At 73.3% G+C, this 13,310-nt stretch carries 9 protein-coding genes and 1 pseudogene; 6 read left to right on the forward strand and 4 right to left on the reverse strand.

The features are described 5' to 3' along the window. Positions 1-92: 92 nt before the first annotated feature. The 3 genes and pseudogenes from ACWC21_RS18440 to ACWC21_RS18450 all read left to right on the forward strand — a co-directional run. Positions 93-779: pseudogene (locus tag ACWC21_RS18440) on the forward strand (universal stress protein); the annotation flags it as partial. A gap of 31 nt (positions 780-810) precedes the next feature. Then, complete coding sequence (locus tag ACWC21_RS18445) at positions 811-2,169, forward strand: nicotinate phosphoribosyltransferase (RefSeq protein ID WP_450882988.1); 1,359 nt, start codon at positions 811-813, stop codon at positions 2,167-2,169. Further along, a complete protein-coding gene (locus ACWC21_RS18450; RefSeq protein ID WP_450882990.1) occupies positions 2,153-2,440 on the forward strand; it encodes a DUF1876 domain-containing protein in 288 nt (95 codons plus the stop codon). Before ACWC21_RS18445 ends, ACWC21_RS18450 begins: the two co-directional genes overlap by 17 nt. A gap of 115 nt (positions 2,441-2,555) precedes the next feature. On the opposite strand, the gene ACWC21_RS18455 is transcribed toward ACWC21_RS18450, so the two are convergent. Further along, positions 2,556-3,182, reverse strand: coding sequence for a CBS domain-containing protein (locus ACWC21_RS18455; RefSeq protein ID WP_450882992.1), 627 nt, complete (start codon positions 3,180-3,182; stop codon positions 2,556-2,558). Between the two features lie 149 nt (positions 3,183-3,331). Here ACWC21_RS18455 and ACWC21_RS18460 point away from each other — a divergent pair, with 149 nt between their 5' ends. Together ACWC21_RS18460 and ACWC21_RS18465 are read left to right on the forward strand one after the other, a co-directional pair. After that, positions 3,332-4,207: a universal stress protein gene (locus ACWC21_RS18460; RefSeq protein ID WP_450882994.1), complete on the forward strand. Its 876-nt coding sequence runs from the start codon at positions 3,332-3,334 to the stop codon at positions 4,205-4,207. A 3-nt stretch (positions 4,208-4,210) separates the two neighbouring features. Then, on the forward strand, positions 4,211-6,610 hold the full coding sequence (locus ACWC21_RS18465) for a glycoside hydrolase family 65 protein (protein ID WP_450882996.1): 2,400 nt from the start codon (positions 4,211-4,213) through the stop codon (positions 6,608-6,610). Between the two features lie 11 nt (positions 6,611-6,621). Here ACWC21_RS18465 and fdhF read toward each other — a convergent pair whose 3' ends face one another. The 3 genes from fdhF to ACWC21_RS18480 all read right to left on the reverse strand — a co-directional run bounded on the left by fdhF (position 6,622) and on the right by ACWC21_RS18480 (position 11,939). Next, on the reverse strand, positions 6,622-9,309 hold the full coding sequence (fdhF, locus tag ACWC21_RS18470; protein ID WP_450882998.1) for a formate dehydrogenase subunit alpha: 2,688 nt from the start codon (positions 9,307-9,309) through the stop codon (positions 6,622-6,624). Beyond that, a complete protein-coding gene (locus ACWC21_RS18475) occupies positions 9,306-10,991 on the reverse strand; it encodes an NAD(P)H-dependent oxidoreductase subunit E (RefSeq protein ID WP_450883000.1) in 1,686 nt (561 codons plus the stop codon). Before ACWC21_RS18475 ends, fdhF begins: the two co-directional genes overlap by 4 nt. Positions 10,992-11,183: 192 nt before the next feature. Beyond that, complete coding sequence (locus ACWC21_RS18480) at positions 11,184-11,939, reverse strand: dienelactone hydrolase family protein (RefSeq protein WP_450883001.1); 756 nt, start codon at positions 11,937-11,939, stop codon at positions 11,184-11,186. Positions 11,940-12,209: 270 nt separating this feature from the next. Here ACWC21_RS18480 and ACWC21_RS18485 point away from each other — a divergent pair, with 270 nt between their 5' ends. After that, positions 12,210-13,175 carry a D-2-hydroxyacid dehydrogenase family protein gene (locus ACWC21_RS18485; RefSeq protein WP_450883003.1) on the forward strand — a complete coding sequence of 322 codons (966 nt, stop codon included), beginning with the start codon at positions 12,210-12,212 and terminating at the stop codon, positions 13,173-13,175. The last annotated feature ends 135 nt before the right edge of the window (positions 13,176-13,310 follow it).

Below are 13,310 nucleotides of genomic sequence, written 5' to 3' on the forward strand. Positions count from 1 at the left end.
GCGACAGGGCGGTGGCCGAGAAGTGGGCCCGCGCGGCCAGTTGCCGGTAGCTGGGAGTCCCCGCCTTGTGCCGCAGGGCGCGTAAGTCATGGGCGTCCGGCCTGGTCGCCGCCGCCGCGGAGCGTGCCAGGAAGAGTGCTCCCACGGTGCCGCTGTCGAGCGAGGTGCTGCCTGCGGACGCGGCCTCCGCCCTGGTCGACGAGGGACGCAACGCCTTCGCGCTGGTGCTCGGGTCGCGAGGGCTCGGAGACCTCGCCGGAATGCTCCTGGGATCGGTCAGTCTGGCCGTGGCGGCGCGAGCGGACTGCCCCGTCGTCGTGGTGCGCGGCGCGACGGAGCACCGGCACGACCGGTTCGGGAGCGTCGTCGTCGGTGTGGAGGACGGAGCGGGCAGTGGCACGGCGGTGCAGTTCGCCTTCCGTGAGGCCCATGTGCGGCAGTGCCGGCTGGTGGCGGTGCACGCCTGGAGCGCACCGATCGGCACGCTCGCCGCACCTCGGGCACCGGCGTGGGCCCTGGAGGCCCCCAAGCGCCCGCCGGCGCAGGTGCTCGACGACGCGCTGCGCGGCCCGGCGGAGCGGTACGGCGGCACTCGGGTGACCCGAGAGGTGACCGAGGGACCGGCACGCCGGGCACTGCTGGAAGCCGCGTCCGGAGCGGACCTGCTGATCGTCGGCGCCCGCAGACGACAGGGCCACCCGGGCCTGCAACTGGGCCTGATCAATCACGCGGCCCTCCACCACGCACCGTGTCCGGTCGCGGTCGTTCCACAGATATGACGCCGTTCCACGTGGCAGGGAGGCGACACCGGTGTCCGATGCGACGACCACCGATCTGTACGAGGTGACGATGGCCATGTCCTACCTGCGGGAGGGCATGACCGGTCCGGCGACGTTCAGCCTCTTCGTCCGCGACCTGCCCCCCGAGCGGGGCTTCCTGGTCGCCGCGGGCCTGGAGTCGGCCCTGGACCACCTGTCCGCCCTTCGTGTCGGCGCCGAGGACGTCGCCGCCTTCGCCGCCGCGCTGCACCGGCCGCCGGGGGATCTGGAACCGCTGCGCGGCCTGGAGTTCACCGGCCGGGTGCGGGCCGTACCCGAGGGCCGGATCGTGCTCGCGGGGGAGCCCCTGCTGGAGGTGACGGCGCCTCTTCCGCAGGCACAGTTGGCCGAGACGTATGTGCTCAACCTGCTCAGCCACCAGACCCTGATCGCGTCCAAGGCGGTGCGCTGTGTGCTCGCGGCGGCCGGGCACCCGGTCGTGGACTTCTCCCTGCGGCGCACCCATGGCCCGCAGGCCGGTTTCCAGGCCGCCCGGCTCGGTGCGATGGCCGGTTTCGCCGGGACCAGCAACGTGGCCGCGGCCACTGCTCTCGGCATACCCGCCGTGGGCACCATGGCCCACTCCTTCGTGGAGGCGTTCGCCACGGAGGAGGACGGGTTCCGCGCCTTCGCACGGGCCCATCCCGGCCCGGTGACCCTGCTGGTGGACACCTACGACACCGAGGCGGGCGTCCGCGTCGCGGCGCGTGTCCTGCGGGACCTGGACCGCGGGCCCGGCTCGGCCGTACGACTGGACAGCGGCGACCTGGGAGCCCTGGCGGTCCGCGCCCGGGCCGTCCTCGACGACGCCGGCCTGCCGGACGTACGGATCACCGTCAGCGGTGGTCTCGACGAGTACGCCGTGGACGACCTGGTCCGCTCCGGAGCACCGATCGACACCTATGCCGTCGGTACCCGCGTCGGGGTCTCGGCCGACGCACCGTACCTCGACTCCGCGTACAAGATGGTGTCGTACGAGGGCCGGCCCGTGATGAAGCTCTCCTCGGCGAAGGTCACAGCACCGGGCCCGAAGCAGGTGTTCCGCCGCCCCGGGTACAGCGATGTGATCGGGCTCGCCGACGAGGAACCGCCCGACGAGGGCATGCCCCTGCTGGAGACCGTGATGCGCGGCGGGCGGCGCACCGGCCGGAGGTCCACGCTCGACGAGTGCCGGGGGAGGCTCGCCGCGGACCTGGGCGGGCTGCCGCCGGCGGCCCGTCGGATCCGGGCGCCGGTCGCGCCCCGCGCGACGGTCTCCGAACGGCTCGGCCTGCTCGCGGCCGATGTCCGGCGGCGCATCGAGAGCACAGGCAGCCAGACGGAGGAGAGAAGCGATGTCGCACACGGCTGAGTGGAAGGTTCGCCTCCACCTCTTCGAGGACGACGAGGGAACGACGAAGGCACACGTGGTCCTGGACACCGGCACCACGGCACTCACCGGCCACGGATCCGCGCACTGCCACCCGGCGGACGCGAACGTGCCCGAGATCGGTGACGAACTGGCGGCGGGCCGGGCGATGGTGGATCTCGCGCACCAGTTGCTGAACGCCGCGGAGCGGGACATGGAGGGCACGGGGGCGCCCCGGAGGAGTCCCCGGCAGGCCGCCGGATGGCCCCTGTGACATCAGAGCGGAGCCGACCGCCGGGTGCCGTAGCCCTGGTCCGTGCACCATTCTGACGGCCGGTCCGGCCCGGGCCGGCGCTCCGGCGAGCCGGATTCGGCGGGGACCGCGCGGATCACCGGGTGGTTGCGGGCCCGCCCGGTTCGGTGTCCTTGCCGACGAGCCGTGCCTCGACGCCCACCACGCCCTCCACCGCGCGGACGAGGCGCTCCGCGACCCAGACCAGCGAGGTGTCCTGGACCTGCCCGCGGAGCATCACGACCCCGTCGTGCACGGACACGTGAATGGTGTGACCGAGGGCCGGGAACAGGTAGGACACCACGGTGCGGCGCACCTCCTCCTCGATCTCCTCGTCCGGCCGCAGGAACACCTTCAGCAGGTCACCGCGGCTGACGATGCCCTGCAGCCGGTCCTCGTCGTCGACCACGGGAAGCCGCTGCACGTGCCTGGCCGCCATGATCCGCGCCGCCTGGGCCAGGGTGGTGCCGGGGCGGACCGTGACAGCGGGGGCGCTCATCAGTTCCTCGGCGCGGCTGAGACCGCGGCCGGGGGGCTCCTCCACGGGCAGCAGGTCGGCCTCGGAGACCACACCGACGACCCGCCCGTCGCCCTCCACGACGGGCACGGCACTGATCTTCCACTGCCCCATCGCCCGCACGATCTCCCTGAAGCGCGCATCACGTCCGACGGCCACCACGGGCAGCGTCATCACATCGCTCACGATGTGCGGAGTGTCGGGCATGTCTCCAGCATCACCGCGGCCGCGCGTACCGCAATCGGGCAGAAGACCCCCGTCCGGGGGCCGGCCCGTATGTCGCGGCGGTTCGTCGGCGGTGCGACGGTATTCACAGGGGGCGCTCGGCAACCGGACGGACAAGGGTGGTGGCGACGATGGAACTCCCGCTGGTCGTGGGTGTCGACGGATCGGACTCCAGTCTGCGGGCGGTCGACTGGGCGGTGGACGAGGCGGCACGGCACGGGGTGCCGCTGCGCCTGGTCCACGCCTCCCTCTGGGAGCGGTACGAGGAAGCCCTGCCGTCCTTCGGCACCGACCGCCCGGCTGAGGAAGTCATGGCCCAGCACATCATCGCCTCCTGCACGGAACGCGTCGGACTCCGCGATCCCGAGGTGAAGGCGTCGGGCGAGGTGGTGCCCGAGGACGCCGTCACCGCGTTGCTGAGGACGGCACCCGAGTCGTTCGCCCTGGTCACCGGCTCTCGTGGGCGCGGCAGGATCGCCGGGCTGCTCCTGGGGTCGGTCAGCCTCGCGGTCGCGGCTCGTGCCGTGTGCCCGGTCATCGTGGTCCGTGGCGCGGAGGCCGGCACACGGGGAACCCTCGGCCGGATCGTGGTCGGCACCGGCGACCCGGCCAAGGGCGTGGAGGCCGTGCGGTTCGCCGTCCGCGAGGCCGAGGCGCGCGGCTGCGCCCTGACGGCCGTGCGGGCCTGGCGCATTCCCGCCGACGCGCCCCTGAACCACATGCTGATCGCCGACGCCGCCGCCCGGTCGCACGAGGAGCAGGCCTCCGCCGTCCTCGACGACGCCCTGCGAGAGGCCCTGCCGGAGCACCCCCGGGTGGATGTCCACCGCCACCCGGTGGAGGGCCCCGCCCATCGGGTCCTGCTGGAGGCGTCCGCCGACGCCGACCTCGTCGTCGTCGGCGCCCGGCGGCGCCGCGGTGACTTCGGGCTGCAACTGGGCAGGGTCGCCCACACGCTGCTGCACCACTCGCAGTGCCCGGTCGCCGTCGTCCCTCAGCAGGTCTGAGGGATGTCGGAGTGGACATGGGAGTGGGCGGGCTACGACCCCGCCGCGGAGCGGCTGCGTGAGTCGCTGTGCACGCTCGGCAACGGCTACTTCGCCACGCGGGGAGCGGTACCGGAGAGCCGGGCGAGCCTCGTGCACTGCCCGGGCACCTACGTGGCCGGGTGCTACAACCGCCTGGAGTCGACCGTGGCGGGGCGGCGGGTGGTGAACGAGGACCTGGTCAACCTCCCGAACTGGCTGCTCCTCCGTTTTCGCCTGCGCCGCGCCGGGGGAGCGTGGGGCCAGTGGTTCTCCCCGGACCGGCACGTCCTCCTCGACCACCGGCACACGCTGGACCTGCGCCGTGGCACGCTGACCAGGGCCTTCCGCCACCGGGACGACGACACGGGTGTGCTGCGTGTCGAGCAGACCCGCCTGGTGCACATGGGGGACCCGCACCTCGCCGCGCTGCGGACGGTGTTCACGGCCGAGGACTGGTCGGGGGAGATCGAGATCGAGTCCTGCCTCGACGGAGACGTGATCAACGGCAACGTGCACCGCTACCGCGCCCTCGAACGCCGCCATGTGGACCGTGTGCGGACGGCGGCGCGGGAACCCCACACCGTCTGGCTGAAGTGCCGGACCAGCGCCTCGGACATCGGTGTCGCCCTGGTCGCCCGGACGGTCGTGGCCGGCGCCGCCGTGGTGGCTTCGGAGCTCCGTCCCGGCCGCCGTCGCGCCGTCCACCGCCTGGTGGTCCCGGTCACTCCCGGCCGGCCCGTCGCCGTGGAGAAGACCGTGGCGCTGCACACCTCACGCGACACGGCGATCAGCGACCCGCTCGCGGAAGCCGCCGACCGGGTGTCCACGGCGGCCGGCTTCCCAGCCCTGCTGGAGTCCCACGTCGCGGCCTGGGAGCGCTTGTGGCGGCGCGCGGACATCCAGGTACCCGGCCAGGCCGGCCGCGTCCTGCGCTTCCACCTCTTCCACGTCCTGCAGACGCTGTCACCGCACACCGCGGACCTGGACGTGGGTGTTCCGGCCCGGGGACTGCACGGCGAGGCGTACCGCGGTCATGTCTTCTGGGACGAGCTGTTCGTCCTGCCGTATCTCAACCTGCACTTCCCGGAGGTCTCCCGGGCGCTGCTGGACTACCGCTACCGGCGCCTGCCGCGGGCCTGCCGGGCGGCCGCCGTGATCGGGCGGGCCGGGGCGATGTACCCGTGGCAGAGCGGCAGCGACGGTCGCGAGGAGACCCAGGAGTGGCATCTCAACCCGCACTCGGGGCGCTGGCTGCCCGACCGTTCGCGGCTCCAGCACCACGTGGGTTCGGCGGTCGCCTACAACGTGTGGCAGTACTGCGAGGCCACCGGGGACACCGAGTTCCTGCACACCAAGGGGGCGGAGACGCTGCTGCAGATCGCCCGTTTCTGGGCGGACCTCGCGTTCTTCGACCCCGCCACGGACCGCTACCGCATCCGGGGCGTCGTCGGCCCGGACGAATACCACGACGCCTACCCGGGTGCCGCCCTGCCGGGACTGGACGACAACGCGTACACCAACGTGATGGCCGCCTGGGTCCTCGCCCGCGCCCTGGACCTCCTGCGGCGTCTTCCCGTCTGGCGCCGGGAGGAACTGTTCGACCGGGTGCGCCTGGACGGCGACGAACTCCCGAAGTGGGACGAGGTCTCCAGGCGGCTGCGGGTGCCCTTCCACCGGGGCGTCATCAGCCAGTTCGAGGGCTACGACGACCTCGCCGAGCTCGACTGGGAGGCCTACCGGGCACGCTACGACAGCATTCGGCGGCTGGACCGGATCCTCGAGGCCGAGGGTGACACGGTCAACCGCTACAAGGCGTCCAAACAGGCCGACGTACTCATGCTCGGCTACCTTTTCTCCCCCGCCGAGCTGCGGCGCCTGTTCCGGCGACTGGGGTACGACCTGGACGACGACATGTGGCGCGGAACCGTCGACTACTACCTCCGGCGCACCAGCCACGGCTCCACGCTCAGCGGACTCGTCCACGGCCTGGTACTCGCCAGGGCCAGACGAGCCGAGGCGTGGCAGTACGTCCAGGAGGCCCTGGAGGCCGACATCGCCGACATCCAGGGCGGCACGACCGGTGAGGGCATCCATCTGGGGGCCATGGGCGGGACCCTCGACCTCGTCCAGCGCGGTCTCACGGGACTGGAGACCCGCGAGGACGCGCTGTGGCTGGACCCGGTGCCGCTCCCCGCCCTCTCCGAGTACGGCTTCTCGCTGCGCTACCGCGGTCACTGGGGGGTCGGCGTCCGGCGCCGGAGCGGGCAGCTGGAGATCGGAGTGCCCGACTCGGAGGAGTCACCGATCCGCGTGGTACTGGCCGACCGGGCCGTCACGGTCGCACCCGGGGAAACCTGCACCCTCTCGCTGCCGGAGCACTGACCGGCACCCGGTCACCGGGCCGTCACGCGCACCGCCGTGACCTTGTACTCGGGGCAGGACGTGACGGTGTCCGCGTGGCCGGAGGTGAGGCGGTTCACCCCGCTCGTGGGGAAGTGGAAGGAGCAGAAGACCTGGCCGGGGGCCATCTGCTCACTGACGTGTGCGGTGAGCCGGGCTCGGCCGTGCCGGCTCTCGACGCTGACCCGCGCGCCCTCCCGCACGCCGTACCGGAGGGCGTCGTCGGGGTGGAGGTCGAGGAGGTCGACCGGGTCGAGCGCGAGGTTGCCGCCTCGCCGGGTCATGCTGCCGGAGTTGTAGTGGGCCCAGCGCCGCCCGGTGACCAGGAGCAGTGGGTAGTCGTCGTCGGGTTGTTCACCGGGCGGGAGGTAGGGGGCCGCGGTGAGGTGAGCCCTGCCGTCCGGGGTGGCGAACCGTTCCACGTACAGTTTGGCCTCACCCGGGCGGCCGGGGTGGGTACAGGGCCACGGCACGGCGCCTTCCCGGTCCAGCCGTTCGTGGGAGAGGCCGGCGAAGAGGGGTGCGACCCGTCCGCACTCGGCCAGGGCGTCCGCGGGAGTGGGGCAGCCGAGGTCGGCGCCCATGGCCGCGGCCATGGCACGCACGGCGTCGAAGTCGCTCCTGGCCTCCCCGGGCGGGGGTACGGTGGATCGGACCCGCTGGAAGCGGCGGTCGAAGTTGACGAACGTGCCGTCCTTCTCCAGCCAGGACGCGACCGGCAGGACCACGTCGGCACGGCGGGCGGTCTCGGACAGGAACAGTTCGCTGCACACCACGAGGGGGCAGGCGGCCAGGGCTTCGGCCACCTTGTTCGTGTCGGGGTCCGTGGCGCAGACGTCCTCACCGATGACCCACAGAGCCCGCAGCCGCCCCGCCCGCGCGGCGGCGAACATGCCGGGGATACGCAGTCCGGGCCGCTGTGGAACCGGAGCGCCCCACACCGACCCGGCCCGGGACCTGGCGGCGGGGTCGGCCACCCTCCCGTAGCCGGGCAGCAGGTCGGGCAGCGCGCCCATGTCGGAGGCGCCCTGGACGTTGTTCTGGCCGCGCAACGGGTTGACGCCGTACCCGCGTCCTGTGCCCACGGCGCCGCGCAGGATCGCCAGATTGGCCAGCGACCGGACGCCGTCCGTACCGTGCAGATGTTCGGTGACGCCCAGACCGTAGACGATCGCGGGCTGCCGGGCCCGCCCGTACAGCCGGGCCGCGGCGACCAGGTCCGGGGCGGGCACGTCGGTGATGTCCGCGACCCGGTCGGGCGGGTAGTCCCGGAGCAACTCGGTGAGCTCCGGCAGGCCGGTGGCCCGGTCGCGCAGGAACTCGTCGTCGGCCAGCCCTTCGGCGAGCAGGACATGGGCGAGTCCGTGGAACAGCGCGACGTTGGTCCCGGGCCGGGGCCGCAGGTGAACGTCGGCGTGCCGGGCGAGGCCGACGGCGCGGGGGTCGGCGACGACGAGCCCGGCTCCGTGCAGGACGCGCCGGAGCAGCCGCGCCCCGACCACCGGGTGGGCTTCCACCGGGTTGGCGCCTACCACGAGCAGGCAGTCGGCCCGTTCGACGTCGTCGAAGGTGTCGGTGCCGCCGGAGAAGCCGAAGGAGGCGGTCAGTCCGGCGGCGGACGGGGAGTGACACAGGCGTGAGCAGTTGTCGACGTTGTTCGTGCCGATGACGACCCGCATGAACTTCTGGACGAGGTAGTTCTCCTCGTTGGTGGCACGCGCCGAGGAGATCGCCGCCACGGCGTCCGGGCCGGCGGTCTCGACGGCCGCGCGCAGTCCGCGCGCGGCATGGGTGAGCGCCTCCTCCCAGCCCACCGGTTCCAGGCGGCCGTCACGGCGCAGCAAGGGCCGGGTGAGCCGTTCGGGAGAAGTGAGGTATCCGTGGGCGAAGCGGCCCTTGACACAGGCATGCCCTTGGTTGACCGGGCCGTCCCGGGCGGGCAGTACGGCCGTGACCCGGCCGCCCGAGGTGACGACGTCCAGGGCACAGCCGACACCGCAGTATCCGCACGTCGTACGGGTCGCAGCGGGCCGGTGGGCGGAGGTGAGCCCGCGCCCCGGCCCCGGTGCGGTGATCGCACCGGTGGGGCAGGTGTCGATGCAGCCGCCGCAGGCCACGCAGTCCGACTCGGCCCAGGGGCCGCCGGTGCCGGGCGCGACCACGGTGTCGGCGCCCCGGCCCACCAGGGTCAGGGCGAAGGTGCCCTGCACCTCGGCGCACATGCGGACACATCGTCCGCAGGCGATGCACAGGTCCCGGTCCAGCTGGACGTACGGATGGGAGTCGTCCCCGCCGCGGCCTCCGGCGCCTTGTGCCGCGTCCGGTGCGATGCCCAACGACTTGCAGACGTGAGCCAGTTCACTGGAACTGTGCTCGGTGAGCGCCCGGCGTGGCAGGGCGGAGAGGATGAGTTCCACGGCGTCCCGGCGCAGCTGCCGGAGACCGCCCGTGGCGGTTTCGACGCACGCACCGGACCGGGCCGGTGTCACGCAGGCCGCCACGACCGTGCCCTCGACCCGCACCAGACAGGTCCGGCACGACCCGGCCGCGCTCAGCCGGGCGTCCGAACAGAGCGAGGGCAGTTCGATCCCGGCCGCCCGCACGGCGGAGAGGAGCGAGGCTCCCTCGGGAACGGCGACGTCCGTGCCGTCGACCTTGAGCTCGATCTCGCGCATGGTCATGGATCCCATCCCGCCGGCCGGTCTCCATAGGCGCGGGCGAGGCTGCGCACCGCGGCCGGGATGCGCCGCCCGAAGGCACACAGGCTCGCCTCGGCCAGAACATGTGCGAGCCGCCCCCATTCGGGGCCGGGCGGGGTGTCCCCGGACGCCAGTTGAAGGCCGCGGCGAGAGCCCACACGACAGGGGGAGCAGGCGCCGCAGCTCTCGGCCACGGCGAAACGCCAGATGTGGCGCAGCACTTCTTCGGGTGCCACCCGCTGGTCGAAGGCGACCAGTCCGGCATGCCCGAGCGCGGCGCCCCGGGCCGCGAGGCCGGCGGTCGTCAGCGGCACGTCCAGGGCACCGGGACCGAGGAATCCGCCCAGCGGCCCGCCTACCTGCAGCGCGGTCAGCTCGCCGCCGTCCTTCAGACCGCCGCCCAACTCGGTGACGACATGCAGCAGCGGAGTGCCCAGCTCCACCTCGTACACCCCCGGCCGGGCGAACCTCTCCGACAAGCAGACCAGCTTCGTCCCGGTCTCGCTCCGAGCGCCGCGTCGGGCGTACGCCGCACCGCCCCGGGAGACGATCCACGGCACGGACGCGAGGGTCTCGACGTTGTTCACCACCGTCGGCGCGCCCCACAGCCCGCGCTGGGTCGGGTAGGGCGGGCGGGGCCGGGCGCACCCGCGGTCCCCTTCCAGGCTCGCGATCAGAGCGGTCTCCTCACCCGCGACATAGGATCCCGCGCCCCGTACCACGTCCACGTCCACGGAGATGTCCGTACCGTGCACGGACCGGCCCAGGTGTCCTTCGGCGTACGCCTGCCCGACCGCCTCCCGCAGTCGTGCCAATGCCCGCGGGTACTCCGAACGCACCAGCACCACACCCCGGCCTGCCCCGCAGGCGAAGCAGGCCAGGGCCAGGCCCTCCAGCACCCGTTCGGGTTCCGCCTCCATCAGCAGCCGGTCGGCGAAAGAGCCCGGGTCCCCCTCGTCCCCGTTGGCGACGACCACGGTGCCGGGTGCCCGGCCGGCCGCCGCCCACTTCCCGGCCACCCCGAACCCCGCGCCGCCGCGTCCGCGCAGCCCCGACACGGCCACCTCCGACTGGACGTCGTCACAAGTGCCGGACGTCACGACCCGAGGCCACACCTGCCATCCGGGCTCGCCGGCCAGTACTCCGCCGAGCAGCACCGGATCGCCGGTGTCGTCCGCCGCCGGAATCTCCGGGGCCCGGGGAGGCTCACGCCCCGCGAGCTGACCGGACAGTGTCGGACCGGTGCGAGGTGCGGCACCGTCGAGCGCCGCGGGACCCGCATAGCAGTACCCGAGGCAACGAACGGTCTGCAGCGACGTCTCCCCGTCTGCCGACACCGTGCCCGTAGTGACACCCAGCTCCTGCTCGACGTCGGCGAGATGCCGTCCGCCCTGCGCCGCGAAGCACGCCGTCGCCTCGCACACCCGGACGTGGCGGCGGCCGTGCGGGGCGGCCAGGTCCGCGTAGTAGTCGGCCGGTCCGAGCCCGGCGGCCGCGGGTAGACCCATACGGGCGGCGACGGCCGGCGCCCAGGCTTCGGGACCGTCCGCCGTTCGGGCCCGGGTCTCGGCCAGCGACTCGATCAGCCGGGCTCCTGGCCGTCCACGTCGGTCGGCCAGGGCCCGGAACGCGTCGAAGCGGTCCGCGGGGCCGGCGGGAACCATGCCCTCATCGTGGAGTCGGTCACCGAAGGTCGCAATCGCGGCCCCAGGCGCCCGGACCCGCCGCACGTCACTCTCGGTAGCCGACCGTGAAACGGCGGTCGAGGTGCCGCGGGTGACCGATCCCGTCCATCAGGGCGCCGGCGCCTTCGGGCCCGGTACCACGCCAGGCACGTCTCACCCACGTCCGGGGAGTCAGAGGGTGCGGCCGAACAGGTCCAGCAGCACGGTCCAGTGGAGTTCGGCGGCCTCGGCGTCGAAGCGGTCGGTGTCGGCCATGGTGTAGCCGTGTGCGGCACCGGCGTAGACGTCGCTGTGATGCCGGACGCCCGCCTCGGTGAGGGCCTTGTCGAGGCGTTCGATCTGCTCGGGCGGCATGGAGGGGTCCTGGTCGGCGTGGCCGAAGTACACCTCCGCGGTGATCCGGCCGGCGAGCAGGTGGGGGCTGTCGGGAGCGTCGGTGGCCAGGCCCGCGCCGTGGAAGCCGGCCGCGGCGGCGACCCTCTCCGGGTGGGTGCCCGCGGTGAGCAGGGCCAGCCGGGCGCCCAAGCAGTAGCCGGACACGCCGACCGGTCCGGCGGCGGCCTCGGGACGCGCGGCCAGCCAGTCGAGATACGCGGCGGCGTCGCGGGCCACCATGTCCCCGGTCAGCGCACCCGCGACCGGGACGATCTGCTCGAACAGAGCCGGCCGGTCGGCATCGCTGATGAACTCGGGCAGGGCGAACACCGGCGCCCGCCCGTGCCGGTGGAAGACATTGGGGACCAGCACCGTGTAGCCCGCTCCGGCGAGCCGGTCGGCCATCGCCCTGAGCTGCGGGCGCAGACCGAAGGCGTCCATGTACAGCAGTACGGCGGGGTGGGCGGCGCCGTCGTCGGGGTATGCGAAGTAGGCGTCGGCGGTGCCGTCCCGGGTGGGGACGTCGACGGCGGTGCCACGTACGGCGGTCATGTGGATCTCTCTTTCCGGTGTGCTGGTTCGGTGGTTCGGCCGGTGTGGACGCTCGGTGCGGTGACGGCGTCGAAGACGTGGGGGGACGTTCCACCGATGGTGCTCGGTCGGATGGTACGACCTTCGGGAAAGCGCTGGGTCAAGAGCGGCCGCCCGGGGGACCGACCGGACCGCAGCGTGGGAGGTGGCCGCCGAACCGCTCGCCGGCCCGGCCGCCGACCGCGTGCGACGCGAGCCGAACGGGTACGCGTGCCCCGGCAGAATGATCGTATGACCATCAAATGTGCTGTGCTGGACGACTACCAGGGCGTCGCCCTGTCCCTGGCGGACTGGAGCGCCCTCGCCGACGAGGTCGAGGTGCGCACGCTCCGCGAACACATCACCGACCGGGACGAGCTCGTGGCCGAACTCGCCGACTGCGAGGTCATCGTGGCCATGCGGGAGCGCACCCCCTTCGGCGCCGACCTCCTGCGCCGCCTGCCCCGGCTGCGTCTGCTGGTGACCACCGGTATGCGCAACGCCTCCATCGACCTCGCCGCGGCGGCGGCACAGGGCGTGACCGTCTGCGGGACGGCGAGCAGTTCCACCCCGCCCGTCGAACTGACCTGGGCGCTGCTCCTCGGTCTCGCCCGGCACGTCACCGACGAGAACCGGGCCCTGCGCGCGGGCGGCCCCTGGCAGTCCACCGTGGGCCAGGACCTCGACGGCCGGACCCTGGGCCTGCTCGGACTCGGCAAGATCGGCACCCGGGTCGCCCGCGTCGCCACCGCGTTCGGCATGGAGGTCCTCGCCTGGAGCGAGAACCTCACCGCGGAACGGGCGGCCGACGCCGGCGCCCGACTCGCCTCCGGCAAGGAGGACCTGCTCCGCCGCAGCGACTTCGTGTCCGTCCACCTCGTCCTGTCCGACCGCACCCGCGGCCTGCTCGGCGAGCCGGAGCTGCGCGCCATGCGCCCGCACGCCTTCCTGGTCAACACCTCCCGCGCACCCATCGTCGACCGAGCGGCACTCCTGCGCGCGTTGCGGGAGGGCTGGATCGCCGGGGCGGGACTCGACGTCTTCGAGTCGGAGCCGCTGCCCGCCGACGACCCCCTGCGTTCCCTGCCGAACGTGCTGGCCACCCCGCACCTCGGCTACGTCACCGACCGGAACTACCGCACCTTCTACACGCAGGCCGTGGAAGACATCACCGCCTTCCTCGCCGGTACTCCCGTCCGGCTGCTGACGGGCGGCTGAGCGGCCCGTTCCAGGGGGCCGGCGCCGCCGCGGTCCAGCTCGTCCCGGCAGCCGGTGCGCCGGGCGGTGGGTCGTCCCACGGCAGTGCCAAGACCCCCGGGCACACCGGCGGCGTGGCATCCGCGGCGGTGCGCC

This window comes from Streptomyces sp. NPDC001348 (assembly GCF_053597535.1).

Bases quoted from the DNA above. Each gene is read 5' to 3' on its own strand.
- ACWC21_RS18450 (WP_450882990.1), top strand. From the start codon at position 2,153: ATGTCGCACACGGCTGAGTGGAAGGTTCGCCTCCACCTCTTCGAGGAC.
- ACWC21_RS18455 (WP_450882992.1), bottom strand. From the start codon at position 3,182: ATGCCCGACACTCCGCACATCGTGAGCGATGTGATGACGCTGCCCGTG.
- ACWC21_RS18460 (WP_450882994.1), top strand. From the start codon at position 3,332: ATGGAACTCCCGCTGGTCGTGGGTGTCGACGGATCGGACTCCAGTCTG.
- ACWC21_RS18465 (WP_450882996.1), top strand. From the start codon at position 4,211: ATGTCGGAGTGGACATGGGAGTGGGCGGGCTACGACCCCGCCGCGGAG.
- fdhF (WP_450882998.1), bottom strand. From the start codon at position 9,309: ATGACCATGCGCGAGATCGAGCTCAAGGTCGACGGCACGGACGTCGCC.
- ACWC21_RS18475 (WP_450883000.1), bottom strand. From the start codon at position 10,991: ATGGTTCCCGCCGGCCCCGCGGACCGCTTCGACGCGTTCCGGGCCCTG.
- ACWC21_RS18480 (WP_450883001.1), bottom strand. From the start codon at position 11,939: ATGACCGCCGTACGTGGCACCGCCGTCGACGTCCCCACCCGGGACGGC.
- ACWC21_RS18485 (WP_450883003.1), top strand. From the start codon at position 12,210: ATGACCATCAAATGTGCTGTGCTGGACGACTACCAGGGCGTCGCCCTG.